Below are 25,291 nucleotides of genomic sequence, written 5' to 3'. Positions count from 1 at the left end.
GGGTGTTCGGACATCCGGCACCGTGAGCGCCTCGTGAACCTGGTCGTCTACTTCGGGGGCACGGGCTACGACGGGGTGGCGGGCACGGACCGGCGCATGGCCGATGGGCTCGCCGCCCTGACGCCCGTCCTCTACGTCGATCCGCCGCGCTCGGTACTGACCCCCTTGATCCACCCGCACCTCGCGGCGTCGCTGCGCGGTCCGGCGTTGCGCGAGGTACGCGCGGGGCTGTGGTGGCTCACCCCACGCGTGCTGCCCGGCGCCCAGCGCCCCGGCATGCGCCCCGTCACCGACGCGCTCATCCGCCGGGCGGCCCGTCGTGCCGCCGCCGGGCTCGGGATGCGCGTGCCGGCCGTGGTCGTCGCGGGCCCCGGCGACCTGCTCGGCGCCGTGCCGGGTGCGCGTGCCGTGTACTACGCCACCGACGACCTCGTGGCGGGCGCGGCGCTGCTGGGCCAATCGGCGCGGCACCTGCGCGCGGCCCAGGCCCGGCAGCTCGCCCGCGCCGACGCGGTCGCGGTCGTCTCCCCCGTGCTGCGGGAGAGGTTCGCGGGGGCGGTCGTGATCCCGAACGGCTGCACCCCCGTCGACGCCGACGCGGCGCCGTGGCCCGGCGACGTGCCCGGGTCCTTCGCCGGTCCGGTCGCCGGGTTCGTCGGGCACATCAACGCGCGGATCGACCTCACGCTCCTGGAAACCGTCGCGGGCTCCGGACGCCCGCTGCTGCTCGTCGGCCCGCACGACCCGTCGTACGCGCCGGCGCGCTTCGCGGCCCTGGTCGCGCGGGCGAACGTGTGCTGGACGGGGCGCAAGCCCGCCGAGGAGCTGGCGTCATACCTGAGGGTCATCGACGTGGGCCTCACGCCGTACGCGACCAGCGACTTCAACCGGGCCAGCTTCCCGATCAAGACTCTCGACTACCTCGCCGCCGGCCGCGGCGTGGTCTCGACCGACCTGCCGGCGACGGCATGGCTCGGCACGGACCTCGTGCGCACGGCGGCCCGTGACGACTTCGCGGCCGCCGTCGAGAAGGAGCTCGCCGTGCCCCGGACGCCGGAGCTCCAGGCGCGGCGACGTGCCTTCGCGGAACGGCACACCTGGTCCCGGCGGGCTCGCGACCTCGCCGCCCTGCTCGGATTGGAGAACCAATGATCCCGGTGATCAGGCCCGTGCTGGGCGACGAGGAGGCGGCCGCCGCCGCCGAGGCCGTACGGTCGGGCTGGGTGGCGCAGGGGCCGCGGGTCGCGGAGTTCGAGCGCGCGTTCGCCGACCACGTCGGCGCCGGCCACGGCGTGGCCACGTCGTCGTGCACGACGGCGCTGCACCTGGCCCTCTTGCTCGTGGGCGTGGGCGCCGGGGACGAGGTCGTCGTGCCGTCGCTGTCGTTCATCGCCACCGCGAACGCCGTACGGTACTGCGGCGCAACCCCGGTCTTCGCGGACGTCGACGCTGTCACCGGCAACGTCACCGCCAAGACCGTCGAGACGGTGATCACCGCCCGGACCCGCGCGGTGATCGCCGTCGACCAGGCCGGCGTGCCGTGCGACCTCGACGAGATCACCGCGCTCGGCGTCCCGGTGATCGAGGACGCGGCCTGCGCGGCGGGCTCGACCTATCGCGGCCGGCCGGTCGGCGCGGGGGCCGAGATCGCCGCCTGGTCCTTCCACCCGCGCAAGCTGATCACGACCGGCGAGGGCGGCATGCTCACCACGCGCTCCGGCGACCGGGCACGGCGGGCGCGGCGGCTTCGCGAGCACGGGATGAGCGTGAGCGCCGCCGAGCGGCACGCCAGCCGGACGGCCATCGTCGAGGAGTACTCCGAGACTGGCTTCAACTACCGGATGACCGACATCCAGGCGGCGATCGGGCTCGTCCAGCTGACACGCCTCGATGAGATCATCGCGCGGCGGCGTGCCCTGGCCGCGCGGTACCAGGAGCTGCTGCCCGGTTATGAAACGGCCCGCGACCCGGCGTACGGCGAGACCAACTACCAGTCGTTCTGGATCGTGCTGCCCGATGACCACCCCATCGGCCGCGACGCCCTGCTGGCACGACTCGCCGAGGAGGGGATCTCGGCCCGGCGCGGCATCATGGCCGCCCATCTCGAGCCCGCCTACGCCGGCACCACCGCCGACCTTCCGGTGACCGAACGGCTGACGCGGCGTTCCCTGATCCTTCCGCTGTTCCACGAGATGACCCATGCCGAGCAGGACCGGGTCGTCTCCGTCATCGCGGAGGCGCGGTGAAGATCCTTGTCTACCCGCACGCGATGGAGATCGGCGGCAGCCAGCTGAACGCGATCGAGCTGGCCGCCGCGGTCCGGGACCTCGGCCACGAGGTCGCCGTGATCGCGGAGCCGGGCCCGCTGGTCGAACGGGTGATCTCGCTCGGCCTCGAACACCTCCCCCTGGACGCCGGCCGGCGACGGCCCTCCCCGGCGACCGTACGGCTCCTGCGCCGATTGATCGCCGAGCGCGGGTACGACGTCGTCCACGGGTACGAGTGGCCGCCCGGGATCGAGGCGTTCTACGCGGCGGGCCGGCGGGCGGCGGCCGTGTGCACGGTGATGTCGATGTCCGTCGCGCCGTTCATTCCGGCGTCGCTGCCGCTCGTGGTGGGCACGCACGAGCTCAGCGAACGCACGGCCATAGGACGGCCGGGCCCGGTCCATCTCATCGAGCCGCCGATCGACGTGGACGCCAACGCGCCGGGGCACCCGGCGGACGGGTTCAGGGCACGGTTCGCGCTCGATGAGGACCATTTCGACGTCGTGGTCGTCGGCCGCCTCGTCCAGGAGCTCAAGCTCGAAGGAGTGCTCACGGCCGTCGACGTCGTCGGCGAGCTCGGCCGGGAACTGCCGATCCGGCTGGTGATCGTCGGCGACGGCCCGGCCCGGCCGGCCGTCGAGGCCCGCGCGGCACGGGTCAACGCGGCACTCGGCCGCCGCGGCGTCGTCCTCACCGGGCGGCTCGACGATCCCCGTCCCGCGTACGCCGCGGCGTCGGTCGCGCTGGCGATGGGCGGCTCGGCGCTACGGGCGCTCGCCTTCGCCCGCCCGCTGATCGTCCAGGGCGAGCGGGGTTTCTTCGAGCTGCTGACGCCGGAGTCGTGCGGCCGGTTCCTGAAGCAGGGCTGGTACGGCCTCGGCGACGGGAACGGGGCCGTCCGGCTGGCGACGATCCTTCGCGAACTGGTCGCCCACCCGGAACGGGGCGCGGAGCTGGGTGCGTACGGCCGGGACCTGGTCGCCGCGCGCTTCGGGCTCCGGCGGGCGGCGCGCGTCCAGGAGCAGATCTACCGCGACGCGCTCGCCTGGCGCTCGCCGGCCCGTGAGCTGGCGAGCACCGCCGGGCGGGTGCTGTCGTACAAGCTCCGCCGCCGCTACGGGAGGCTGCGCGGGACGGCCGCGCGCGACGACTTCAACGCGGTCGCGGGGAGCGTGCAGGGTTCGCTGAGCCGCCCCGTGGGCTCGCGATGACGCTGTTCCGGCAGGCGTCCCGCGCCCTCGGATGGAGCTTCCTCAACACCGTGCTGGGGCGGTTCGGCACGCTCGCCATCGGCATCCTGCTGGCCCGGGTCCTCGGCCCGAAGGAGTTCGGTGTCTTCGCGGTCGCGATGGTGGCACTGCTCGCGGTGCTGAGCTTCAACGAGCTCGGCGTGAGCCTGGCGATCGTGCGCTGGCCCGGCGAGCCACGGGAGATCGCGCCGACCGTGGCGACCATCTCGGTGATCTCCAGCGGGCTGGTCTACGCGGGCTGCTTCGCCGGGGCGCCCGCCTTCGCGGCGGCGATGGGCGCGCCCGCGGCCACCGGAGTCATCCGGCTGCTCACGCTCAGCGTGCTGGTCGACGGCCTGGTCGCCACCCCGGCGGCCATGCTGCAGCGGGCGTTCCGCCAGGACCGCAAGATGATCGCCGACCAGGTCAACAGCTGGGGCGGGGCGGCCGTGTCCGTCGTACTCGCCCTCACCGGCTGGGGAGCGATGAGCCTGGCGGTCGGGCGGCTCGCGGGCGCCGTCGGCTCGGGCGTGCTGCTGGTGGCCTTCTCCCCGGAGCCGCCGCGGTTCGGCTTCGACCGCGCGGTGGCGCGGAGGCTGCTGCGGTTCGGGCTGCCGCTCGCCGGGTCGAGCGTCGTCGTCTTCGCCGTGGGCGGCGTGGACCAGTTCGTGGTCGGCGACGTGCTCGGCCCCACCGCGCTCGGCTTCTACGTGCTGGCGTTCAACCTGTCGAACTGGCCGGTGGGAATGTTCTCTCAACCGGTCCGCAGCGTCGCGCCGGCGGCCTTCGCCCGCCTCCAGCACGACGCCCCGGCGATGCGGCGCACGTTCCTGTCCACCGCGGGGCTGCTCACCGCGGTGACCCTGCCGGTGTGCCTGCTCCTCGGCGGGGCGGCCGGGCCGCTGGTCCGCTTCGTGTACGGGCCCCGGTGGGAACCCGCCGCCGCAGCCCTGTTCTGGCTGGCGCTCCTCGGCGGGCTCCGGATCCTCTTCGAGCTGGTGTACGACTATTTCGTCGTCCTCACCCGTACCCGCGCGGTGTTCACGATCCAGGTCGTCTGGCTGTCCGTCCTGGTGCCGGCGCTGATCATCGGCGCGCGGCTGGACGGCATCGCCGGGGCCGCCGCCGCGCACGCCGCCGTCGCGGCGCTCGTGCCGCTGCCGCTGTACCTGGTGCAGCTGCGCCGGGTGGGCATCGGCGTCCGCGCCGTCGGTGCCCGCGTCGCGCCGGCGGTGCTGGTCGCCTCGGTCGTCGGGCCGGCCGCCGTGCTGGTCCACCGCGCGATCCCCTTCGACCTGCTCGCCCTCGCCGTCGCCGGCACCGTCGCGGTCACCGCGACCGGGCTGCTGGTCTACCGGATGCGGGGCGCGCTCAGGGAACTGCGAGGAGCCGAACATGCGTGATCTGGTGATCGTCGGTGCGGGCGGCTTCGCGCGCGAGACCGCGCAGCTCGCCCGCGAACGCCTGCTGGGCTTCCTGGACGACGATCCGGCCAAGCAGGGCACGGACGTCGACGGCGTCCCGGTGCTCGGCGGGACCAAGGAGGTCCCGCCCGGCACCCAGGTCGTCGTATGCGTCGGGAGCCCGCGCGACAACGGTGTCCGGGCGCGCCTCGTCGACCGGCTCGACCTGCCACCCGAGCGCTACGCCACACTCGTGCACCCGACCGCCTGGGTGTCGGCGTCATCGCGGGTCGGCCCGGGCTCGGTGCTGCTCGCCCAGGTCGTGCTCACCGCGTCGGTGCGGGTCGGCGCGCACGTCGCGATCATGCCGCACGTCACCCTGACGCACGATGACGTCGTGGCGGACTTCGTCACCATCGCCTCGGGAGTCCGGCTCGCCGGAGGCGTGCACGTGGGGCGAGGCGCCTACCTGGGCGCCGGCGCGCTCGTCCGGGAGGGCCGCACGATCGGCCAAGGCGCCCTGGTCGGCATGGGCGCGGTCGTCACGCGCGACGTACCGGCCGGAGAGGTCTGGGCCGGCAATCCGGCGCGTTACCTGCGCCACGTCTCCGAGGAGCACCGCCATGGCTGACGTTCCCTTCGTCGACCTCGCCGCCGCGCACGCCGAAGTCGCGGACGAGATCCGGGCGGGCTTCGACCGGGTGCTCGACACCACCGCGTTCGTCCAGGGGCCCGACGTCGGCGCCTTCGAGCGGGAGTACGCCGCCTTCTCCGGCGCGGGCCACTGCGTCGGCGTCGCCAGCGGCACCGACGCGCTCGAGCTCGCGCTCCGCGCGCTGGGGTGCGGGCCGGGCCGCGAGGTCGTCCTCCCGGCGAACACGTTCGTCGCGACCGCCGAGGCGGTCGTCCGGACCGGCGCGCGGCCTGTCCTCGTCGACGTCGACCCCGATCATCTGCTGCTCGAACCCCGCCTGTTGCTGTCGGCGATCGGGCCGCGGACGGCCGCGATCGTGCCGGTCCACCTGTACGGCCAGCTGGCGCCGATGGCCGCCATCGCGGCGCACGGGATCCCCGTCGTGGAGGACGCGGCCCAGTCCCAGGGGGCGTCCCAGGACGGCCGCGGCCTCTTCGGCCGGCTCGCCGCGACCAGCTTCTACCCCGGCAAGAACCTCGGCGCGTACGGCGACGCGGGAGCCGTGCTCACCGACTCCGCCGACCTGGCCCGCGCGGTGCGGCTCCTCGGCGACCACGGCAGCGAGGTGAAGTACCGCCACGAGACGCTCGGCTTCAACTCCCGCCTGGACACCCTGCAGGCGGTCGTGCTGCGCGCAAAACTGCGCCGCCTCACGGACTGGAACGGGCGCCGCCGCGTCGCCGCGGCGCGCTACGCCGCGCTGCTGGACGGCCTTCCCGACGTCACGCTGCCCGCCGAGGCCACCGGCAACACGCACGTCTGGCACCTGTACGTCATCCGAGTGCCCCGCCGCGACGAGGTGGCGCGGACCCTTGCCGAGATGGGGATCCGGACCGGCATCCACTACCCCATGCCGATCCACCTGCAGCCGGCCTTCCGCGACCTGGGACACGCCCCCGGAGACTTCCCCGTCACCGAGACGGCGGCGACGGAGATCCTCTCGTTGCCGATGTTCCCGCACATCACCGAGGAGCAGCAGGACCGCGTCGCCACCGCCCTCCGCAAGGCCCTCTAGCTTGATCGTTAACCCGTCCGGCGTGTCTCACGGCGCGGGGACCGGATCTAGACGTGTTCACGGTGTCGCGGCTGGGACAGGCCGAGGACTTGGCCGCCCGACTCCCAGATACCCCGGACGACAACTGGATGTCCTTCTCGACGACGAACGTCAACGTTTGGAAGGCCCCACGACGCCGACGCGCCGCGGAGCCGGATGAGCCTGGCATCGAGCTGCAGGAACCAGATGATGACGACCGAGCGCACCCCGGCTCGCCATCGCCACCGTCTGCGGCAATGGGGAGCCGGGGTGCTGTGTCGTCCCAGGTCGACTACCCGCGTCGTGCGAGCAGGGGGTTGCCCAGGGTGTCGCCCTTGACGGTGTAGCCGGTGCCCCACAGTCCTCCGCCGGGGATGGATGCCAGGCCCTGCACTGATCCCAGCTCGCCCGTCGGGGCGGGTGCCTTCACCCAGCTCCGCCCGGTCCAGTGCAGCATGAGCGGCATGCCGTAGGGGCCCCACCCTTTGAAGGTGTCACCCGCCACCTGGAGATCGTGGCCGTCGCGGGCCAGGTCGAACAGCTCGCCGACGGCGTCGGCGGGTACCTGCGTGGCCGTCCACGTACGCCCGTTCCAGTGGAGCACCATGGGACGGCGCGGTGCCACCGCGTCACGCCTGCCCCATCCGACGAGCCACATGTCGTGCTGCGCGAACGCCCGAACCTTGGTGACCCGCTGGGTCTCCAGACCGGTCGACGGTTGCGGCGTCCGCCGCCAGGTGTGACCGTCCCAATGCAGGAGCAGCAGTCGTTCAGGGTGGTCCGTGTTTCCTGTGTAGTCCGTGCCCACGGCCCACACATCCTTTGGGCTCCGCATATCAAGGGAGTCCAGCGAGAAGTCATCGCCCAGTCCCGGGAGAGGTACCGCCCGCCAGGTCCTGCCGTCCCATCTCTGCACGAATCCGCGCATCGTCCCTGAGTGGGAGATGGAGTCGTAGGCCGTACCGACCAGCCATGCGCCAGCAGCGCCCGTGGCCTTGACCTGCCGCACGAAGACATCGGCCGCACCGGGGACCTTGGGGCCGGGCACCTGGATCCAGCGCCGGCCGGACCAGTGCAAGATGCCGCATTCGGCCGTGGCCCACAGGTTGGCGCGCCCCGCGGAACTGATTGAGCCGATGCCTCCGACCTCCGGCACCGGCACCCGCCGCCAGGCCCCGGCCTGCCAGCGCAGCATGCGTGAGGTGAAGACCTTCGAGTCGTCGCACTGGTCACTCCCGCTCCTGGACGTCCGCGGTAGGGCATGGGCGGCGGTTTGGTGGTGGTGTGGGATGAGCTGACCGCCGGCCGCCCACGCGTCGTCCCGGGCGGTCGCGGTGATGGGACCAAGGGTCGCGCCACTCCCGACCGGTGCTGTCAGCCGGCGCCAGTGCGGCGCCTGAGCCGCACTGGCGGGCATCACTCCGAACTGGGCCACAGCGAGTGCGGCCAGGCCGATCGCGGACACTCTCGTCGTGAACATGCGTCGTTCCTATCTTCGATCTTTTCTGGAGCGTGACCGGCGGGAACGCCGAACACGTCATGGAGGTACCGGCATCGAGAGGTCACGGCCTCCCGGCCGGCGGGTCGGTCGTCGCGACCGGCCCGGCGCTCAGTTCCCCGGTCTGGGCGCCGTGTCGGTCCAGTTCTGTGCGATGACGGTGTTGGACCCGCTCAGAGCACCGGCGGGCAACGCCGTCGAGGATGGGGCGGGGGTCACCACAACGACGCTGTCGCCCAGGACCCGCCCGGTCGACAGGTCGAGGATGAGGCGTTCCTGGTAGGTCCCGCCGTTTTTGTGACCGACCATCGCGACCGCGGTTCCGACGCGTCCTTCTCCGTCCTTGAGTTTGCCGACCTTGGTGATGCCGGGAAGGTCGGCCAGCACACGGAAGGTCGCGGCGCGTACGGCCGGGGTGAGGGGCATGTAGCGGAGCAGGGCGGTCGCAATGATGAAGACCCGTACCGGCTCGGAATCGTCGGAAGTGACGGAGGTTCCGGCCTGGAGAAGCCGTGCCTTGAGCTTCGCCGGATCGGTGGGCAGCGCCTGCACGTCCCGCAGCGTGGCCGTCCGGCCCAAAGGGTTCATGCTCTCGCCGGAGCTGACCTGTGCCGGTCCGGGCTTGGCGGACAGCCGATCATTGCGGATCGGGACACTCTGCGGCGAGCCCGCGCGGCGCCATGCCGCCGCGTCGGCGGGCCCGGCAGGGCGGAACCCGAGAGGCTGAGAGATGAGGACGCCCTGGACGCCGCGCGCGGATGGGTTCCAGCGTTCATCGCGCGTTTCACTCACCACGGTGTAGCGCCCCCGCCCGGAGCCGACGGACACATACAGGCGGCTGCGGATACTGACGTGCCAGTAGCGTCCGGTCTCGACCGGCCGGCCGGCGGCAGAGGTGGCGGCGGTGAGAAGGATCCCCCTGGCCGAAAGGTCGGTGGCCCGCCCTGGACGGTCTGAGGAGGGCGCAGGCGTTCCCGAGAGTGCGACGGCCACCGCCGCGGCGACCGCGCTCAGGCCCAGCGCCCCCGCGGTCCAACGCCTCCGCGCTCTGAACGTGCCGGCTCGGCGGCCGAAGGCCCGATCACCGGCCTGGCCGGAGCCGAGCGCTCGGTCACGGGCACGGGCGAGGAGGGCGGGCGACGGGGCCGCCGGCTCATCGAAGAACTCCCGGATCAGGGTCACGTCGTCCATGGGGTCAGCTCCACTCATCGAGCAGGGGATTGGTCTCACCGAGCGCCTTACGGACGCGCGCACGCGCCCTGTTGAAGCGGGAGCAGACGGTGCCGTAGGGCACGTCGAGGGCCTGGGCGACCTCCTCGTACGTCAGCTCGCCGAGGATGACCAAGAGCAGCACGTCGCGTAGCCGCGGTGACAGGCTCGCCAGCGCCCCCGCCAGCCGGGGCCGCAGTTCACCCGCACTGATCCGGTCGGTGACGCGGTCCTCGTGGACTCCCCGGCTCGGGTCCGCACCCAGCCGTTCCAGAGCCCGGTACGCCCGGGCCTCCTGGCGGCGATGCCTGGCGATCAAATTCGTGGCGATACCGAACAGCCACGACCGGGTCGCTCCGCGATCCGGGTCGAAGCTGTCCCAGCGGCGAAAGGCGATCGCGAACGTCTCGGCCGCCAGATCCTCGGCCGCATCAGCGTCCAATCGCATGGCGATGTAGCGATGGATCTGCGGGAAGTACGCCTCGAATATCGCGGCGAATGTCGCAGACCGCCCTGGGGGAGCATGCACATCGGGAGGTGACGCCAACGGAGGGCTCCTTCATGCGGCGGTAATGTCGGCGTGTGTTCGCCGCAGCGCCCGCAACCCTTCCATCCCACGACGATCTCGCCGGACCCGACCGAAACGCTGACCGCCTTAGGCGGTCGGCTCACGTGGATTCGAGAGTGCGTTCCTCCTGATCGGCGAGGCGAGCCGAGGCCGGACGGCGGTGTCCGGGGAACGGATCGGTCTCCAGGTCACCGTCCTCGGCCGGCCTCATCGCCGACATCCGCCCCGGGACGCCCCGACATCGTCACAAGCCGGAATATCGGCGCCCTGAACGATCAAGCCGATCGGTCAGGGCGGGCCGCGATCTCGAGGATGGCGAGGAACGCGGCCGTGGCCTCGCCGGGGCGGCGGGCGCCGCTCAGCATCTCCGCCAGCCACTGCTCGCGGACGAGGCCGGTGGCGGCGACCGGCTCCAGCAGGTCCGGATTATCCCTCCAGTGGCGGACGAGCAGCTCGGTGACGGTCGGCACGCCGACGCCGGGGTTGCCGCTGTTCCGGACGCGCTGCCCGACCTTGCGGCTCGCCCGTCGCGCGAAGTCGTACGACGACCGCAGCGGGCCGCGCGACGGCAGGGTGTCCGGCCGGATCCCCGTGTCGAGGGGGATCCTCGCGAGTTCCGGGTCGAGCTCCATCAGCACGCGAGCGTTGAACCGCGACCCGCGCTTGTCCTCCGGTGCCAGCGACCGGGCGGCGGCCAGGAATTCGGGGTGCAGCAGCGGGCTGAGCGTCACGTAGCGCAGGCACGCCCCCGTGAGGGTCGCGCCGACCCAGCGATGGGCGCGCTCCCGCACGTAGAACTCGTCGGTCGCCGTCAGCCAGTCGGTGTCGTAGGCGGCGAACACGTCCCGGAGGGTGGCCAGCGTGGCGGCTTCCGTCTCGGCCGCGTACTCGGGGTCGAACATCGCCGGGTCGGCCGGTTCCAGGGTGAAGACGCGCCACCTCGCCAGCCGGTCGACCAGCGCCGGGGTGGGCCGATGGTGTTGCCGCTGAGCCGGGTAGTAGAAGGCACGGGCCGTCTCCCCGCCGAAACCGTTGATCCGCGGCTCGCCCGGGGCCCGTGCCTCCGCCCAGTCGAGCACGGCGAACGCGATGGGGCTGCCGAGCCCACCGCTGCGCAGCGCAGCGCTGTGCACGAGGTCGTACGCCTCCGCCGGGTCGAGCGCGGCCAGGCCGCCGAGGTCGATGACGTCGCGCCGCAGGCCGTACGCCTCCGCCAGGCGGGTGGCGACCGTGTGGTCCCGGCTCTCGGCCGAGGAGAGCGTCAGCGCCCGCAGCCCGCGCCGGCGGTCCGGCGGGACGGCGGCGAGGAGCACGCGCGAGTCCAGGCCGCCGGAGAGTTGCAGCACGGCGTCGGGATGCTCGTCGAGGCCGCGTTCCACGTCGTCGCGGAGGACGCGCGCCGTGTTCCGGACCGGATCGGCCGCCGGTTCGAAGCCGGGCACCGGGTAGGGCTCCTCGTGCAGCCGCCCGCCGGTGAGCCGCCAGCGATGGGCGGCCGGCAGCTTGGTGACCCCCTCGTACGGCGTCGCGACGCCCAGGTGGTGGCCGATGAGCCGGTACGCCCCCAGCGCCCGAAGGTCGAGCGGAGCCCCGGCGATCCGGGCGAGCAGCCGCGCCGAGGTGGAGATCGCCGCCCAGCCCACTCCCCGCACCCCGTAGATGTGGCGAAGTCCGAGGTGGTCGGTTGCGGCCGTGACGGTGTCGCCGTCGACGAGCACGGCCGCGTACGGCGCCGCGATGTCGCCGAGGCCGTCGCCCGACCTCAGCCGGCCGGCGAGATCACCCGGTGCCAGCGGCCCCTTCGCGTGGTCGCGCGGCCCCAGGGACAGCGCGATGCCCGTGCCGGCACGCGGCTCGCCCGTGGCCCAGACGACGCCACCGGGGAAGGACAGCCTCGCCGACTCCGGTCCGAAGGGGGCCTCCGCCGTCCGGCCGGACACCGCGAGGAACTCGCCGCATGTGATCGTCATTGGGTGCTCCGGGTGAGTTCGGACCGCGAGGCGGCGGACGGCTCCGCCGCGGACCGCGGCCGCAGCAACCGCCACAGGGCGCCGCAGCAGCCCAGGATGAGAAAGGTCAGGCCGCAGGTCATCGGGAACGACGCGGCGTCGAACACTCCGAAACTGAAGGCCGCGACGGCGACGCACGCGGCCAGGCACTGGGCCAGATGCCGGACCCGCGGATCGTCGCTCATCGCGCGGGCCCGCCGCGCCAGCCACCAGCCCGTGCCGAAGAGTCCGAGCAGGGCGAGTAGGCCGGTCGCCCCCATCTCCACCAGCGTGACGAGGTACTGGTTGTCGAAGATCCGGTAGAACTGCGGCAGGAACGTCCCGAATCCGCGCCCGAACCACGGGCTGCGCGCGAAGTAGTGCGCGGCCGCGTCGTAGTCGTGCGTCCGGTAGTTCGTGCTGCTGTCGTTGCCGATGTGGGTGATCAGCGACTTCACCGTGCCGAGCAGCCCCGGCGTGAGGACGTACAGCGCCGCGCCGAAGCACACGATGACCGCGTACGCGCGGCGCCGGGATCCGGCGTCCCAGGTGGGCAGGATCACCACCAGCGCGATGAACGCGCCCAGCACCGCCGACCGCGAGACCGTCATCATCATCGCGGCGGCGATGACGATGACCTGCGTCCACCGGATCCCCCGGCGCCCCTCCGGCGCGTACCGCGCGCCGTGGATGGCCAGCGGCAGGAGCAGCCCGAGCACCACACCGAACTCGATCGGGTGGATGGCCGTTCCGGCGGGGCGGTTGAACTCGTCGCGCGGCACGGAGGAGAAGATGTGCACCTGCTGGACCAGACCCGGAATATGGACATAGCGGGCCAGGTCGAGGCCGGTGAAGAACTGCGTGACCCCGACGACGCCCAGCAGCCCGCCGATCGTGGACATGCGGCGGTGCAGCACCTCGAGGTTGTCCACACGCTCGACGCAGTCCGCCGTCAGCAGGGCGATGCCGGCCCAGCCGGCGGCGATGATGAGACCGCGGTCGGCGCCGTTGACCTCCAGCACCTGCAGCGGCCTCGTCATGGCCATGACGTAGCTGAGCAGCACGGCGATGAGGAAGGCGGCGATCGCGAGGCGTAGCGGCTGCCGCTCGCGGGCGACGGCCGACCGCGGGCTCAGCCAGGCGAAGCAGTACCAGAGGAAGTAGAGCACGGCGAGGACGCCCGCGGGAGTGCCCGCGGCGCCGAGCGAGCTGATGGCGTACTGCGATGGGATGAGCAGCAGGATGAGCACGTAGGCGGTGAGGATCGTGACCGGCGCCGTGCGCGCCAGCGGCCGGTGGATCTCCGTCACCGGGCCGTCCGCCGGCGATCGGTCACGGTGTCCACCACGACGGGAAGCGCGACGCACAGCAGGAGCTCGACGCCGACGACCATGACGAGCAGCCGCACCTTCTCCTTCGGCACGCGCCGCGGCTCCCGGCTCGCCGCGATGACCCGGGTGCGCACCTTGGCGCGCTCCGACATCCCCGACTGCATCGTCGCGAGGCTCCGGGGGATCTCCGCGAGCAGCGCGTCGAGCGTCGACTGGATGTTGCGGGGGTTCACGCCGACGACCTCGACCTCCAGCGCCGGCTCCGCGTACACCGGCGCCGGGCTCAGCGTGTACGCGCTGGTGAAGCCGTGCCTGCGCAGGCTCTCGACCGTACGGGCGTCCATCACCGCGCGGCCGACCGCCTCCGCGGAAACGTGCAGCGAATCGGCGAACTGCTGATAGGGATTACCGCCAGCCTCTTTTGTCTGAATGGGAGAGGACAAAAACAGTACGCTCGCGGTGCCCTGATAGGTCCACGGCAACACCGTGTAGAAGAACGCGACCCCGCCGAACGACAGGAGCAGGAGAAGGAGCGTCAGCCACCACCATCGCGTCAGAGCGCGAAGAGTTCCGAGTAGATCCATCAGCCCCGTTCCCCCACCCGCATGGACCCACCCACAATAGATTTCGCCGGACTTTCGCGCTATCGGGCCGCCGACGTATTCGTGTGCGAAGATGGCAGGAGCCGATGACCATACAAGATTTCGCCCTCCTGCTCTGGCGGCACCCGGTGGTGGTCCTGCTGGCGATATTCGTCACGGCCGGTGCGGCATTGCACATCGTGGCCGAGCGGCCCGCATATGAGACCCGCGCGGTGGTCAATTTCCTGATGCCGGGCTCGACCGGCTTCGAGAACTTCAACATCAGCCTCGTGGTCGAGGGCGCGGTCACCGCGCTGTCACTCGACTCGCAGGACGGCACGGCGCGGGTGCGCCGCCAGGGCGGCACCGCCGCCTACGACGTCGTGCTCGCCAACCGGGGGAACGACGAGCAGCCGGTCCACGACCAGCCGTACGTGACGCTGATCGTCAACTCTCATGACCCGGCCCAGGCGTCCCGCACGCTCGCCGTCCTCATCGGTGTCCTCCGCGCCGACGTCCGCGATCGGCAGGTGGCGGCCGGGGCCCGCCCGGACGCGCTCATCACGACCCACGTGGTGGCGAGCTCCGACCGGCCGATCCCGCTCGTCAGCCGCCGGACGCGCGCGCTCGCCGCGATCGGGGCGGCCGGTCTCCTGGCCATGCTGGTCGGAGCTCTGATGGCCGAGCGACATCCACGACTCCGGCTCCGCCGCCCAGGGATGACGTCATGACCGGCCGCGCGCGCTTAACGACGGCGATCGTCATCGCGGCGGTCGCCGCGTCGGTCTCGGCGTTGCTCGTCGGCTGGGCGGCACGGGGCTCGCCGTCCTCCCGCCGAGCGCGACCGGGAGCCACCGCGGCATCGCCTGGAGCCTCCGCGGTGGGCGGCGGAACGACACGGCCGCGCTCCGAGGTTCCCTCGCTCCAGGTCAGGTCGGGGCCGGGGTCGCCCGCCCCGCCGCGCTGGCCCGACGCCGCCACCACCGGACCGCGGCCGGGCACCCGGCTCCAGGTACGGACCGGAACCATCAAGGTGACGACGGACGGCGCCGTGCTCGACGGGCTGGAGGTCCACGGCGACATCGTGGTCCTGGCCAGGAACGTCACCATCCGCAACTGCCGGGTCATCGGCGCGGGCGACTGGGCGATCCTGCAGCGCATGGAGGCCGGAAGCGGCGGGCTGACCGTCGAGGACACCGAGATCTCCGGTGGCGGCGGCCGCCCGCTGGAGTTCGGCGTGCTCAACTTCGCGGGCGACCTCACGGTCCGGCGGGTGAACGTCCACGCCATGATGTCGGCCGTCCAGACCAGCCAGGGGCTCATCGAGGACTCCTACTTCCACGACCCGAAGGACTTCCCCGGCGCGCACGTGACCCTCGTGGCGTCCGGCAGCGGACCGCGTCCGGGCATGACCTTCGTCGTCCGGCACAACGCCATCCTGAATCCCGGCGGCCAGACCGCCGCCGTGGCGCTCTACCAGGACTTCGGCCTCAACCACGACGTCCTCGTGCAGGACAACCTGCTCGCCGGCGGCGGCTACACGGTGTACGGCGGAGCCGGCAAGTACGGCCGGCCGCACCACATCCGGTTCATCGGCAACGTCTTCAGCCGCCGCTACTTCAGCAAGGGCGGGGCGTTCGGGTGGGGCACCACCTGGGACGACTCCGCCCCCGGCAACCAGTGGAAGAAGAACACGTGGGAGGACACCGGCAGCCCGGTCCCAGCCCCGTAGTCGTGCCTACGAGCGGTCCGTGTCAGATCGAGAAATGTCGATCCTCCGGTCCTTGATCGCGCCGAGTCCTGCCTCCAGGCCGTCGAGGACGGCGTGGAGGCCGAATTCGAGGGTGTTGTCGGGTGCCGCACCGTAGTCGGCTCCGGCCGTGTCCAGGCGGGTGCGCAGTCGGGGGAACTGCGCCGCGATCTGGCGGGCTTCGGTCATGGTGTCGCGCATCATCTGCTCGGCCTCGCCGCCGTCGCGGGCCAGTTTGCGGGTGAGTGAGGCCGCCGCGGCCGGGCCGAGGGCGTTGCCGAGCACGAAGGTGAAGACGGTGGCCGCCGCCTGGTCGGCCGCGGCGCCGCTGAATCCGGCGGCCTCGTAGATGGCGAGGAGGTGGTCGTCGTGGCGGGCCTTGCCGGGGCCGAACATCAGGAAGGAGCCGAAGGCCTGCAGCAGCCACGGGTGGCGGGTGAGCATCGCGTGCAGGTCGCCGGCCATGGCGGTGGCGGCCGTACGCCAGTCGACCACGTCCAGGTCGGGCAGCGTGATCTCGTGCCATACCTGGTCGCCGGCGAGGGCGATGAGGTTGTCCTTGCTGCCCACGTGCCAGTAGACCGCGGTGGCCGCTGAGCCCAGGCGCCTGCCCAGCGCGCGCATGTTCAGGCCTTCCAGGCCTTCGGCGTCCAGCAGGGCGATGGCGGCGGTGACGATCTGTTCACGGGTCAGCGTGTCACGGGTCATGGGCCCACGATAGCCATCGACTTGCACATCGTTCAAGAAACACTTGCACTGTGTTCAAGTCCTCGCTAGCGTTCACTTGAACACAGTGCAAGTCAACTGTGGGGTCGTTGGACACCTCGGTGTCGTGCGCGAACACGGAACGGAAAGGGAAACGGAATGTCACACGAGGCACTGGCGGAGTTCGTCGAGGCGAAGGCCAAGGAGTTCGACATCCCGGGTGTCGCGGTCGGGGTGTGGGTGGACGGCCGGGAGATCTTCGCCTGTCACGGCGTGACGAGCGTCGACAACCCGCTGCCCGTCGACCAGGACACGCTGTTCGTGCTGGGCTCGGTCACCAAGACCTACACCGCGGCCGCGATCATGCGCCTGGTCGAGATGGGGCGGGTCGAGCTGGAGGCGCCGGTACGCCGCTACGTACCCGAACTTCGGCTCCCCGACCAGGACGCGGCCGCTCAGATCACCATCCTGCACCTGCTCAACCACACCGCCGGCCTGGACACCCGAATGGTCGCCGACACCGGCGAGGGGGACGACGCGCTGGCCGGCGAGGTCGCGAAGATGGCCGACGTGCCGCTGGCCGGTCCGGTCGGCGGCCGAGCCTCCTACAGTCAGCTCGGCTACAACCTGCTCGGCCGGGTCATCGAGAACGTCACCGGCCAGACCTACGAGGCCGCCATCGCCGCACTGCTCTTCGAGCCCCTGGGCCTGGCCGACAGCGTCTTCACCGCCGGACAAGCCATCACCCGCAGGTTCGCCGTCGGCCACAACCTCAGTGAGGGGACGCTCGGGACCGTCCGGACCTGGAAGGACACGCGCGGCAACCACCCCGGCGGTGGCCTGGTGTCCTCAGCGGCCGACCAGCTCCGCTGGGCCCGATTCCATCTCGGCGGCGGCGATCTGGCACGGCGGATGCAGGAGCCGACGGTGGAGCTTCACGGCTCCACGCTCGGCGATGCCATCGGCATCGCCTGGTTCCTGCGCGACGTGGACGGCGTACGCACCGTCGGGCACGGCGGATCGTCCAACGGCCAGTTCGCCGACCTTCTGCTGGTTCCCGAACGAGACTTCGCCGTCGTGGCCATGTCCAATGCCGGGCCGGACAACGGCCTGGCGTTCAACCAGGCCGTGGTCCGCTGGGCGCTGGAGACCTACCTCGGCGTGGTCGAGCGGGACTCCGAGCCGATCCCTTACGACCCGCAGCGCGCCCGGGAGATCGCCGGACACTACGAGAACGAATTCATGACACTGATCATCGACACCGACGGTGAGACGCTGACGGTGGAATGCCGGATCAAGCCGGAGATCCGCGCGGCGTCCGAGGCCGAACTGCCGGCCGACCTCCCGCCGGCCGGGCTCGGCCTGCTGCCGGGAACCGGCGACGAGTACATCGTCACCGGCGGCGGCCTTGTGGGGCAGCGCGGTTTCCTCACCCGCGACACCGACGGCGCCATCATCGGGGCGGACCTGGCCGGACGGCTGTTCAACCGGGTCTGAACCATCGCGCACCCGGTCAGGGCCGGAGCAGCAGGACGCCCTTCTGACAAGACAGGCTGATCGGATTTCCTCGATGGCTATCGAGATTGACCAATACCTCGCTGGAGGATAGAGATGACCGAGTTCGTGGATGTCGACGGCGGCCGGATCGCCTACGACGTGATCGGTGAAGGCCCGCTGGTGGTCATGCAGCACGGGATGGGCGACATGCGCCAGGCCTTCCGCCACCTCGCTCCCCAGCTCGCCGCGGCCGGCTACCGAGTGGTCACCGCCGACATGCGCGGGCACGGCGAGTCGAGCATGGATTGGGGCAGCGACGCCATCAGCCGGACCGACGTGGCAGGCGACCTGCTCGCGTTGATCCGCCACCTGGGCGGACCAGCCGTCATCGTTGGCCACTCGCTCGGCGGCGGCGCCGCCACCATCGCCGCGGCGACCGCTTCCGAGCTGGTCACCGCGATCGTCGAGATCAACCCCTTCACCAGGGTCCCGAAGACCGACGTCGGCGCCCTGTTCACCAACTCGCTCTACCGCCGGGGCGGGCTACGGCTGATTAGCGCCGGAATGTTCAAGAGCCTCAAGCTGTGGATGAGCTACCTCAACGTCGCCTACCCCACCAAGCCCGCCGACTACGACGCCTACATGGCTCAGCTCGCGGCCAAGTTGTCAGAGCCCGGACGATTCGCCGAGTTCATGAAGACCACCAAGTCCACCCCCGCCGACGCGCAGGCGCAGCTCCCGAATGTCCACGTCCCGGCGCTGATCCTCATGGGCGCCGCGGAGTGCGACTTCCCCGACCCGCGGGCCGAGGGCGAGGCGATCGTGTCGATGATGCCCACCGGGATCGGCACCCTCGGCCTGATCGAGGGCGCGGGCCACTACCCGCACGCGCAGTCCGCGGATCTGACCGCCGCCCAGATCATCCCCTTCCTCAAGGAGCACGCCGGCGCCTAGGGCCGGACTGAGCAATCCTCGCTGTGGGGCGAGCGAGTAGCTCCCGCGGGGTGGGCCGGGCTGCGGCCGGGCCAAAGCCCGGCATAACGCCTGAACGTCACCGAGGGGCTAGGTCCCTTGTTCTGCGGTGTGCACTCAGGCGGGAAAATTGCCGTGTGGCGGGACGGCACAGAACGAGGGCAGTCGCCCCGGACGGAAGAGTCCTGTTATCCGCTCCGGTGAGGCCTTCGAGGCCCGCCCCACCAACCACCCTCCGAGAACGCGCCCGGAAGCAGCCCGCCCGCACCTTGGACACGGCACTAGTTGGACGGTGCCAGGGTGCGCAGGACGTCGAACTCGTTGCCCTCGGGGTCGGCCATGACCACCCAGCTCCGGCCGGTGCCCTGGCCCACGTCCACCTTGACGGCACCGAGGCCGAGCAGCCTGGCCACCTCGTCGTCGGTACTGCCGTCGATCGGGCTGACGTCGAGGTGGAGCCGGTTCTTCACGGTCTTGCCCTCGGGCACCTGGATGAACACCAGGGTGGGCGGCATCTGGCGGGCCCGGACCTCCTCGACGGTCGGCTCCCAGGAGCCGATCTCGACCTTGCCCTCGCTCCGGTCGATCACCTTGAAGTCCAGGACCGCGCACCAGAAGGCCGCGAGCCGTTCCGGATCGTGGCAGTCGACAACCAACTCGGTGAACCTACTCGTCATGATTCCCCCAGACACTGCGGACGGGGGGTCAGCCTATGGGGCCGCGCCACCCATCCGGCAAGTCCGGAATCGCTACGACCACCAACCCTTGGAGTCGATCATCTAGACGCGGCGGAGCCAGATGGAGCCGGGTTCCTCGCGGGCCAGGGCGGGCGGGACGCGGTCCGGGTGTTCCTTCCAGAGCCAGGAGGAGAACAGCAGCACCTCCCAGTCGGCGTTGCCGACGAGGAATGCGTGCAGCAGGTAGTTCTCGGTCCAGTCGCGGCCTTCGCGCAGCCACGACTCGGGGTATTCGAACGGCCAGAACACGTCGTGGATGTGCACCACGACGCCCGCCGCCAGCCGCGGCAGCACCTGGAGGTACAGCCAGACCACGTCGGATCCGGCCTTCGCGACGTGCGTGGAGTCGATGAAGAGCACGTCACCCGCCCCGAGCGCGTCGTACGCGGTGAGGGGGACGTCCTGGACCGGCCGGGTCAGGAGCGTCACCGGGTCGCCGTCGCGCAGCACCGACAGCAGCCGGTCCGGGTACGGCTCGACGCAGCTCACCTCCAGGCCGGGCAGGTGGGCGTCCGCGGTGTCGAGGGCGAGGGCCGTGCTGTACCCGGAGCCGATCTCCATCACGCGTTCGGGCCGCAGGTGACGGAGCATCGCCCGGTAGACCGCCCCGTCGCCGGCGCCGTACATCGGATTGTCCGGCGTGTACCGCGGCCCTTCGAAGGGCTCCGCCATCATCGGGGCGAGGGCCTTCGCGAGGGCGAGCTGGTCGCCGGTTCTCAGGTCGACGCCGGGCACCGCCGGTGACGCCCGCCATTCGAGGGCTCTCCGCACGTCGGACGGGGCGGTCAGCGGAGAGTAGAAATGCCCGGGCGGCATCCAGGACGGGCGGGTCAGGGCGGCGGACAGTGCCCGTGCCGTGCGGCCCGCGCGCCGCAGCATCGGGTTACGCATGGTCGTCCGCTCTGTGGTGGCCGGGGTCCCCCGGCCGGCTCTCCAGCCACATGGCCTCGTAGTCGATCTCCCCGGCCGGTACGTCCGGAGACCGTGGCGGCGCGGCCGGCGGGCCGGTGGCGCGGCGGCGATCCGCCAGCGCCTGGACGAGCAGCAGCAGGCCGGCGGACGCCCCGAGCGCGACGGCGAGGAGCTCGCCGAGCAGCTGGATCTTCGGTTTCCGGACGCGGAGCGGCCGGTCGGTCGAGTTGACGACGTCGGCGGTGATGCGCGCGTCGGGTTTCAGCCCGCTCTGCAGCGTTTCGAGCTGGGAGTTCACCGCCGTGATGAGGGCCTTGAGCGTCGTGCCGGTGGTGCGGGGATCGGAGCCGGTCACCGTGATCGAGAGCACCGGTCCCGCCGAGTCGGGGGCGACGCCGACCGTGTAGTTGGCGGTGTATCCCTGTTTGCGCAGGGACTGCACCGTCTGATCGTCCATCAGCCGGCGTCCGACGACCTCGGCGGACACCGTCAGCGAGGAGGCGAAGACGAGGTACGGATTGCCGCCGGCCTGCTTGGCGACGATCCGCGAGGAGAGGAAGACCATGTTCGCCTCGCCCTGGTAGGTCCACGGCAGGACCACCACGCCCGCTCCCAGGCCGGCGAGCGTGAGCGCGAGCAGGACCGACGCGAGCCGCCACCGGGCACGGACGGCACGAAGTAAAACCCTCATCGGTCTCCTACGGTCGCGGGCTCCCCATCACCTTGCCACGGCACGGTCCGCCGTGGAAGGGACGTCGGCCGTGGCCGTTCGCCGGTCACAGCCGCTCCACCTGGGGGCCGGCCAGGCGGCGCCGGCAGTCGAGGACGAGAGGGGCGTGCCGGGTGATCTCGTCGACGTCGAACGCGTCGTGGTCCGTGACCAGCACGACGATGTCCGCGGCCCCGAGCTCGTCCGGGGTGACCTCGACCCGGCGGACGATGCCGTCCACGGGGGTGGCCTCGACGACGTGCGGGTCGGCCCCGCTCACCCGCGCGCCCATGGCGGTGAGCAGCTGGGCCGCGCGTACGGCGGGCGACTCGCGTGCGTCTCCGGTGTTCTTCTTGTAGGCGAGCCCGAGCAGCAGGACGCTGGATCCGTTGACGGGCTTGCGGCGGGCATTGAGCGCCGTGCTGACCCTTTGGACCACGTAGTCGGGCATGTGGCCGTTGATGTCGTTGGCCAGCTCCACGAACCGGAAGTTCTGGCCGAGCGCCCGTTCCACTCGCCACGAGAGGTACGACGGGTCGATCGGCAGGCAGTGCCCGCCCACCCCGGGTCCGGGGGTGAACGGCATGAATCCGAACGGCTTGGTCGAGGCGGCGTCGATCGCCTCCCACACGTCGACGCCGAGCCCGTGGGCGAACATCGCGATCTCGTTGACCAGCGCGATGTTCACGTGCCGGAAGGTGTTCTCCAGCAGCTTGGCCAGCTCGGCCGTACGCGGCGACCGCACCGGCACCGTCGTCTCCACGATCGTGTCGTAGAAACTCCGCACGGCCTCCCGCGATGCCTCGTCGATACCCGAGACGATCTTCGGTGTGGTGACGAGGGTCCAGGTCGCGTTGCCGGGATCGATGCGCTCCGGGCTGTAGCCGAGATGGAAGTCGGTGCCGGCGATGAGACCGGATCCGTCCTCCAGGAGCGGCGCCACGAGCTCCTCGGTGGTGCCCGGATAGGTCGTCGACTCCACGACGACGGTCGCACCCGGGCGCAGGTACCGGGCGAGCGTACGGGCCGCGCCCTCGGTGTAGCTGAGGTCGGGCAGCCCCTCGCGCAGCGGCGTCGGCACGGCGATCAGTGCGACGTCGAAGCCACCGCACGCCCGCGCCTCGGCGAACGGGCGGAACGTACCGGCGTCGAGCACCGCCCGCAGATCCTCGGGCCCGACGTCCTCGATGTAGGACTCGCCCGCGGACAGCGCCTTCACCCGGTCCCCGTCCACGTCGTACCCGACGACCTGGTGGCCGGCCTGTGCCGAGCGGACGGCGAGCGGAAGTCCGACATACCCGAGCCCGACGACGACGACCTTCATGACGTGCCCCGGAGCAGTTCGCGGGCCAGGAGGGCCAGGAATTGGACATTGGTCGTGAGGTATCGCGGGCCGAGCCGCATCGGCTCCTGAATGGCCCGGTAGAGCCACTCCAGGCCGTGCCGGCGCCACCAGACGGGGGCACGGCGGACCTCGCCCGCGAGGACGTCGAAGGACCCGCCGACGCCGTGGATGACGAACGCTCCGGTGCGCGGTCCCCACTCCTTCTCGAACAGTTCCTTCTTCGGCGAGGACATCCCGAGGAAGAGCAGATCGGCGCGGGCGTCGCGGACGGCCTCGGCGACCGCGGGCGCCTCACCGGCCGAGAAGTATCCGTTGCGGGCACCGGCCACCTGCAGTCCCGGGTACCGCCTGCCGACCTCGGCGAGCATCCGCATTAAGACGGCGTCACGCGCCCCGAGGAAGTAGACCCGCCGGCCCTGGTTCGCGGCCTCGGCGAGCAACCCGAGGAGAAGATCGATGCCGGCCACCCGCTCGGGCAGCGCCTGCCCGAGGAGCCGGCTCGCCCAGACGACCGACTGCCCGTCGGCCAGCACGAGGTCGCAACCGCTCACGGCCGCGTGCAGCCGGCGGTCGCTGCGCATCCGCACGAGTTTCGCGGCGTTGACGCAGCCCACCGTGATCCGTTCCCGGCGTTCGACGGCCGTGACACACCGGGCCACGGCCTGGTCGACGGTCACGGCGTCCAGCCAGAGTTCTAGGACTCGACGCCGCTCCCGTTGCTGAGTTCCCCGCTCCATCGCCCCTCCAGGTTGTGTGCCGTGAGCCACGCGTAGAGAAGCCACCCGAACTCGTACGGGCGGCACTCCCGGTCGATCACGACCGGGCGGAAAATGCGGTCGAGGAGCGGCAGCCGCGTGCCGGGGCGGAGCCGTGCCGACAGTGCCCGGACGCCGCGGACCATCTTGCGCGGATCGCCGCGGGCGACCTTGCGCCAGGTCAGCGCCAGCTCGTCGATCACCAGTGGTTCACCGGTCTCGGGCGGGCGGACCATCCAGAGCAGGCCCTTGCGGATCGCGTCGACGTGCGCCGTCCCGCCCGCGTCGGCGAGGTCGAGGAGCGCCATCGGTCCCATCGCGTGCTGGTGAACGCTGTAGACCGGGTAGCCCTCGACGACCGCGCCGGTCCGCGCGTCGTAGTGCCACCACCACTGGCCGCCGTCTCCCTGCGCGGCGCAGATCACCCCCGCCGCCTCCTCCGCGGCCTTCAGCGCCTCCGGGTCGCCGAGCCGCGCGAGAGCCTGGATGGGGTACACCTGGTCGGCGAAGGAGCCGACGTGCGCGCGGTACCACGGGACCAGCCCCGGCCCGTCCAGCGCGTGCGGATACAGGACGTCGCGGCCGGCGAGCAGGCGCGCGCGGGCGCGTTCGAGATGCCCGTCCGTCACCCCGGCGGCGACGAGGGCGGAGACGACCCAGGCCGCGTCGACGGTCAGCACGGGAGCGCCGGTGGCGTCGAGCCGCGTCAGATGCTCGAGGGCGTAGGGCAGGTCGGCGTGTCCTGCCTCGGCGGCCGCCCAGCAGACGAGTGCCACGTCGCCCAGGCCCGTCAGCCGGCTGAGCCGGCGCATGAGGCCGTCGATGAGGTCGTTGACCGTGTCGCCGTGCAGGATGACGCGCTGCTCGTCGAGGGGCAGCGCGCGTATGCCGAGCGCGGCGATCGCCGCGTAGCGGAGGCTCCGCCCGACGGGCCGCGCGTCCTCGCCTTTCCGGGTGAAGACGAACTCGCCGTCGACGTGGGACGCGCGCAGGCCCGGCACGGCCAGGTCGAGCAACCGGCGCACGAGGGCGGCCGCCTCTCCGTCGCGCCGGGTGATGATGTCGAGCCGCGACCCCTCCGACGGCCCTTTCACGCCTTCACCGCGATCAGCGACTTGACCAGCCCGGCCATGCGCTCGGCCCGAATGTGCGAGTCAGGGAAGTAGAACGCCAGCTCGGTACGGCTCACGAGTTCCACGCCGAGCGCGGCGCGCAGAGCCGTCGCGCGGTCCGCGGGTGGGGTGTGCACCAGTGGCCAGTGCCGTGCGACCACCGCCCGGGCCGCGGCGGGCAGGAACTGAAACCCGGGGAACAGCCAGTGCGGCTCCACCGGGAAGTACCGGTACGGCGTCTGGATCCAGTGCCGGTCGGCGAGGCGGTGTACGGCGTCCGCGAACCGCTGCCGCCGCTCGTGTCCTCCGACGTGCTCGAGGACGGAATTGGAGATGACCAGGTCGTACTGTCCCTTGAGGATCGAGTCCGGCAGTTCACAGGCGTCGGCGAGATCGGTCTCCATCCATTCGGGCTGGACCGCGGGGGGCGATTCGAGGTTGACGAGGTGGACGTGCGCGGGGCGCACCGGCGCGCGGAGCCACGCGTCGGCCGTGCCGCCGAGATCGATGACGGACATCTGGCCGATCAGCGGAAACGTGGCCTTCAGCCAGGCCCATCGGCGGGCCCGATAGCGCGCCCCGAGGGAATTCGGGGCGTCCACAAAACTGGTCCGAAACTCGTGCAGGCGACCCACGCGAACTCCCGTCCCGAACCGGGGATTCGGGCATGCCTTCATTACATTTACGGCAGCCGAAAGGCATGCCAAAGGCATCGCCCGATCCAACGGAGCGGTGGACAAATGAACGCACTCATCCTCTCCCTCACCACATGTACGGCGATATACGGCAAATGCATGAAATAGTGGCCAAGACCGGCCAGCCTGCCAGGTAAACGGGTCGATGCCGAGATGGAAACTCACTCTCAGTGAGGGCAGCCACACATCTACGGCTCACCAGAATTCGACTCGGTTTGGAATTCGCTGACGAATCCGTTGACAGCACGTTGCCGATAAGCCAATGTCGAATTCCGGAAACCTCAGCACAAGTTGCGAAACG

24 protein-coding genes are annotated in these 25,291 nt (G+C 71.4%); 10 read left to right on the top strand and 14 right to left on the bottom strand.

The window, feature by feature from the left end; genetic code table 11:
* The first annotated feature begins 33 nt into the window (after nt 1-33).
* The 6 genes from ABEA24_RS30615 to ABEA24_RS30590 are packed head-to-tail and all read left to right on the top strand — an operon-like array spanning nt 34 to nt 6,608.
* Nucleotides 34-1,152: a glycosyltransferase gene (locus ABEA24_RS30615; protein ID WP_345434656.1), complete on the top strand. Its 1,119-nt coding sequence runs from the start codon at nt 34-36 to the stop codon at nt 1,150-1,152.
* Nucleotides 1,149-2,246 carry a DegT/DnrJ/EryC1/StrS family aminotransferase gene (locus tag ABEA24_RS30610; RefSeq protein ID WP_345434654.1) on the top strand — a complete coding sequence of 366 codons (1,098 nt, stop codon included), beginning with the start codon at nt 1,149-1,151 and terminating at the stop codon, nt 2,244-2,246. Before ABEA24_RS30615 ends, ABEA24_RS30610 begins: the two co-directional genes overlap by 4 nt.
* Nucleotides 2,243-3,478, top strand: coding sequence for a glycosyltransferase (locus tag ABEA24_RS30605; RefSeq protein ID WP_345434652.1), 1,236 nt, complete (start codon nt 2,243-2,245; stop codon nt 3,476-3,478). The genes ABEA24_RS30610 and ABEA24_RS30605 overlap by 4 nt, the downstream gene beginning before the upstream one ends.
* A complete protein-coding gene (locus ABEA24_RS30600) occupies nt 3,475-4,899 on the top strand; it encodes an oligosaccharide flippase family protein (protein WP_345434650.1) in 1,425 nt (474 codons plus the stop codon). Before ABEA24_RS30605 ends, ABEA24_RS30600 begins: the two co-directional genes overlap by 4 nt.
* Nucleotides 4,892-5,530 (top strand): acetyltransferase, encoded by a 639-nt coding sequence (locus ABEA24_RS30595; RefSeq protein ID WP_345434648.1) that lies wholly within the window; start codon nt 4,892-4,894, stop codon nt 5,528-5,530. The genes ABEA24_RS30600 and ABEA24_RS30595 overlap by 8 nt, the downstream gene beginning before the upstream one ends.
* Nucleotides 5,523-6,608 carry a DegT/DnrJ/EryC1/StrS family aminotransferase gene (locus tag ABEA24_RS30590; protein WP_345434646.1) on the top strand — a complete coding sequence of 362 codons (1,086 nt, stop codon included), beginning with the start codon at nt 5,523-5,525 and terminating at the stop codon, nt 6,606-6,608. Before ABEA24_RS30595 ends, ABEA24_RS30590 begins: the two co-directional genes overlap by 8 nt.
* Before the next feature lie 310 nt (nt 6,609-6,918).
* Here ABEA24_RS30590 and ABEA24_RS30585 read toward each other — a convergent pair whose 3' ends face one another.
* The 6 genes from ABEA24_RS30585 to ABEA24_RS30560 all read right to left on the bottom strand — a co-directional run bounded on the left by ABEA24_RS30585 (nt 6,919) and on the right by ABEA24_RS30560 (nt 13,804).
* A complete protein-coding gene (locus ABEA24_RS30585; RefSeq protein WP_345434644.1) occupies nt 6,919-8,106 on the bottom strand; it encodes a hypothetical protein in 1,188 nt (395 codons plus the stop codon).
* Nucleotides 8,107-8,235: 129 nt separating this feature from the next.
* Nucleotides 8,236-9,315, bottom strand: a complete 1,080-nt coding sequence (locus tag ABEA24_RS30580) for a CU044_5270 family protein (protein ID WP_345434642.1) — start codon at nt 9,313-9,315, stop codon at nt 8,236-8,238.
* Nucleotides 9,316-9,319: 4 nt separating this feature from the next.
* Nucleotides 9,320-9,880 (bottom strand): RNA polymerase sigma factor, encoded by a 561-nt coding sequence (locus ABEA24_RS30575; RefSeq protein ID WP_345434640.1) that lies wholly within the window; start codon nt 9,878-9,880, stop codon nt 9,320-9,322.
* 296 nt (nt 9,881-10,176) lie between these two features.
* Complete coding sequence (locus tag ABEA24_RS30570; RefSeq protein ID WP_345434638.1) at nt 10,177-11,871, bottom strand: hypothetical protein; 1,695 nt, start codon at nt 11,869-11,871, stop codon at nt 10,177-10,179.
* Nucleotides 11,868-13,199, bottom strand: coding sequence for an O-antigen ligase family protein (locus ABEA24_RS30565; protein WP_345434637.1), 1,332 nt, complete (start codon nt 13,197-13,199; stop codon nt 11,868-11,870). Before ABEA24_RS30565 ends, ABEA24_RS30570 begins: the two co-directional genes overlap by 4 nt.
* Nucleotides 13,196-13,804, bottom strand: a complete 609-nt coding sequence (locus ABEA24_RS30560) for a hypothetical protein (protein ID WP_345434635.1) — start codon at nt 13,802-13,804, stop codon at nt 13,196-13,198. Before ABEA24_RS30560 ends, ABEA24_RS30565 begins: the two co-directional genes overlap by 4 nt.
* Nucleotides 13,805-13,908: 104 nt before the next feature.
* Between ABEA24_RS30560 and ABEA24_RS30555 the strand changes: the two genes are divergently transcribed.
* Together ABEA24_RS30555 and ABEA24_RS30550 are read left to right on the top strand one after the other, a co-directional pair.
* Nucleotides 13,909-14,532, top strand: coding sequence for a hypothetical protein (locus tag ABEA24_RS30555; RefSeq protein ID WP_345434633.1), 624 nt, complete (start codon nt 13,909-13,911; stop codon nt 14,530-14,532).
* Nucleotides 14,529-15,533 carry a right-handed parallel beta-helix repeat-containing protein gene (locus tag ABEA24_RS30550; RefSeq protein ID WP_345434632.1) on the top strand — a complete coding sequence of 335 codons (1,005 nt, stop codon included), beginning with the start codon at nt 14,529-14,531 and terminating at the stop codon, nt 15,531-15,533. The genes ABEA24_RS30555 and ABEA24_RS30550 overlap by 4 nt, the downstream gene beginning before the upstream one ends.
* Nucleotides 15,534-15,539: 6 nt before the next feature.
* On the opposite strand, the gene ABEA24_RS30545 is transcribed toward ABEA24_RS30550, so the two are convergent.
* Entirely contained in the window at nt 15,540-16,259 is a 720-nt protein-coding gene (locus tag ABEA24_RS30545; protein ID WP_345434631.1) for a TetR/AcrR family transcriptional regulator, read from the bottom strand.
* Between the two features lie 156 nt (nt 16,260-16,415).
* Here ABEA24_RS30545 and ABEA24_RS30540 point away from each other — a divergent pair, with 156 nt between their 5' ends.
* Both ABEA24_RS30540 and ABEA24_RS30535 read left to right on the top strand, forming a co-directional pair.
* Entirely contained in the window at nt 16,416-17,753 is a 1,338-nt protein-coding gene (locus tag ABEA24_RS30540) for a serine hydrolase domain-containing protein (RefSeq protein WP_345434630.1), read from the top strand.
* Between the two features lie 114 nt (nt 17,754-17,867).
* Nucleotides 17,868-18,707: an alpha/beta fold hydrolase gene (locus ABEA24_RS30535; RefSeq protein WP_345434629.1), complete on the top strand. Its 840-nt coding sequence runs from the start codon at nt 17,868-17,870 to the stop codon at nt 18,705-18,707.
* A gap of 299 nt (nt 18,708-19,006) precedes the next feature.
* Here ABEA24_RS30535 and ABEA24_RS30530 read toward each other — a convergent pair whose 3' ends face one another.
* The 7 genes from ABEA24_RS30530 to ABEA24_RS30500 form a co-directional block, all read right to left on the bottom strand.
* A complete protein-coding gene (locus ABEA24_RS30530) occupies nt 19,007-19,402 on the bottom strand; it encodes a VOC family protein (protein WP_345434628.1) in 396 nt (131 codons plus the stop codon).
* Between the two features lie 102 nt (nt 19,403-19,504).
* The gene (locus ABEA24_RS30525; protein ID WP_345434627.1) at nt 19,505-20,353 is read right to left on the bottom strand and encodes a class I SAM-dependent methyltransferase; all 849 of its coding nucleotides are present in this window, start codon (nt 20,351-20,353) and stop codon (nt 19,505-19,507) included.
* On the bottom strand, nt 20,346-21,065 hold the full coding sequence (locus tag ABEA24_RS30520) for a hypothetical protein (protein ID WP_345434626.1): 720 nt from the start codon (nt 21,063-21,065) through the stop codon (nt 20,346-20,348). Before ABEA24_RS30520 ends, ABEA24_RS30525 begins: the two co-directional genes overlap by 8 nt.
* 85 nt (nt 21,066-21,150) lie before the next feature.
* Entirely contained in the window at nt 21,151-22,407 is a 1,257-nt protein-coding gene (locus ABEA24_RS30515; protein ID WP_345434625.1) for a nucleotide sugar dehydrogenase, read from the bottom strand.
* Nucleotides 22,404-23,165: a WecB/TagA/CpsF family glycosyltransferase gene (locus tag ABEA24_RS30510; protein WP_345434624.1), complete on the bottom strand. Its 762-nt coding sequence runs from the start codon at nt 23,163-23,165 to the stop codon at nt 22,404-22,406. The genes ABEA24_RS30515 and ABEA24_RS30510 overlap by 4 nt, the downstream gene beginning before the upstream one ends.
* Nucleotides 23,123-24,277 carry a hypothetical protein gene (locus ABEA24_RS30505; RefSeq protein ID WP_345434623.1) on the bottom strand — a complete coding sequence of 385 codons (1,155 nt, stop codon included), beginning with the start codon at nt 24,275-24,277 and terminating at the stop codon, nt 23,123-23,125. The genes ABEA24_RS30510 and ABEA24_RS30505 overlap by 43 nt, the downstream gene beginning before the upstream one ends.
* Nucleotides 24,274-24,813, bottom strand: coding sequence for a class I SAM-dependent methyltransferase (locus ABEA24_RS30500; protein WP_345434622.1), 540 nt, complete (start codon nt 24,811-24,813; stop codon nt 24,274-24,276). Before ABEA24_RS30500 ends, ABEA24_RS30505 begins: the two co-directional genes overlap by 4 nt.
* Nucleotides 24,814-25,291: the final 478 nt, after the last annotated feature.

The sequence above is a fragment of the Actinoallomurus vinaceus genome, assembly GCF_039542055.1.
Taxonomy (GTDB): domain Bacteria; phylum Actinomycetota; class Actinomycetes; order Streptosporangiales; family Streptosporangiaceae; genus Actinoallomurus; species Actinoallomurus vinaceus.
This window is presented reverse-complemented; position numbering and strand designations above follow the sequence as displayed.

Excerpts from the sequence above, each read along its gene's own strand:
- ABEA24_RS30515 (WP_345434625.1), bottom strand. The coding sequence starts at position 22,407 with ATGAAGGTCGTCGTCGTCGGGCTCGGGTATGTCGGACTTCCGCTCGCC.
- ABEA24_RS30610 (WP_345434654.1), top strand. The coding sequence starts at position 1,149 with ATGATCCCGGTGATCAGGCCCGTGCTGGGCGACGAGGAGGCGGCCGCC.
- ABEA24_RS30535 (WP_345434629.1), top strand. The coding sequence starts at position 17,868 with ATGACCGAGTTCGTGGATGTCGACGGCGGCCGGATCGCCTACGACGTG.
- ABEA24_RS30550 (WP_345434632.1), top strand. The coding sequence starts at position 14,529 with ATGACCGGCCGCGCGCGCTTAACGACGGCGATCGTCATCGCGGCGGTC.
- ABEA24_RS30530 (WP_345434628.1), bottom strand. The coding sequence starts at position 19,402 with ATGACGAGTAGGTTCACCGAGTTGGTTGTCGACTGCCACGATCCGGAA.
- ABEA24_RS30570 (WP_345434638.1), bottom strand. The coding sequence starts at position 11,871 with ATGACGATCACATGCGGCGAGTTCCTCGCGGTGTCCGGCCGGACGGCG.
- ABEA24_RS30500 (WP_345434622.1), bottom strand. The coding sequence starts at position 24,813 with ATGTCCGTCATCGATCTCGGCGGCACGGCCGACGCGTGGCTCCGCGCG.
- ABEA24_RS30525 (WP_345434627.1), bottom strand. The coding sequence starts at position 20,353 with ATGCGTAACCCGATGCTGCGGCGCGCGGGCCGCACGGCACGGGCACTG.
- ABEA24_RS30580 (WP_345434642.1), bottom strand. The coding sequence starts at position 9,315 with ATGGACGACGTGACCCTGATCCGGGAGTTCTTCGATGAGCCGGCGGCC.
- ABEA24_RS30590 (WP_345434646.1), top strand. The coding sequence starts at position 5,523 with ATGGCTGACGTTCCCTTCGTCGACCTCGCCGCCGCGCACGCCGAAGTC.
- ABEA24_RS30520 (WP_345434626.1), bottom strand. The coding sequence starts at position 21,065 with ATGAGGGTTTTACTTCGTGCCGTCCGTGCCCGGTGGCGGCTCGCGTCG.
- ABEA24_RS30545 (WP_345434631.1), bottom strand. The coding sequence starts at position 16,259 with ATGACCCGTGACACGCTGACCCGTGAACAGATCGTCACCGCCGCCATC.
- ABEA24_RS30600 (WP_345434650.1), top strand. The coding sequence starts at position 3,475 with ATGACGCTGTTCCGGCAGGCGTCCCGCGCCCTCGGATGGAGCTTCCTC.
- ABEA24_RS30595 (WP_345434648.1), top strand. The coding sequence starts at position 4,892 with ATGCGTGATCTGGTGATCGTCGGTGCGGGCGGCTTCGCGCGCGAGACC.
- ABEA24_RS30585 (WP_345434644.1), bottom strand. The coding sequence starts at position 8,106 with ATGTTCACGACGAGAGTGTCCGCGATCGGCCTGGCCGCACTCGCTGTG.
- ABEA24_RS30555 (WP_345434633.1), top strand. The coding sequence starts at position 13,909 with ATGACCATACAAGATTTCGCCCTCCTGCTCTGGCGGCACCCGGTGGTG.
- ABEA24_RS30540 (WP_345434630.1), top strand. The coding sequence starts at position 16,416 with ATGTCACACGAGGCACTGGCGGAGTTCGTCGAGGCGAAGGCCAAGGAG.
- ABEA24_RS30510 (WP_345434624.1), bottom strand. The coding sequence starts at position 23,165 with ATGGAGCGGGGAACTCAGCAACGGGAGCGGCGTCGAGTCCTAGAACTC.
- ABEA24_RS30560 (WP_345434635.1), bottom strand. The coding sequence starts at position 13,804 with ATGGATCTACTCGGAACTCTTCGCGCTCTGACGCGATGGTGGTGGCTG.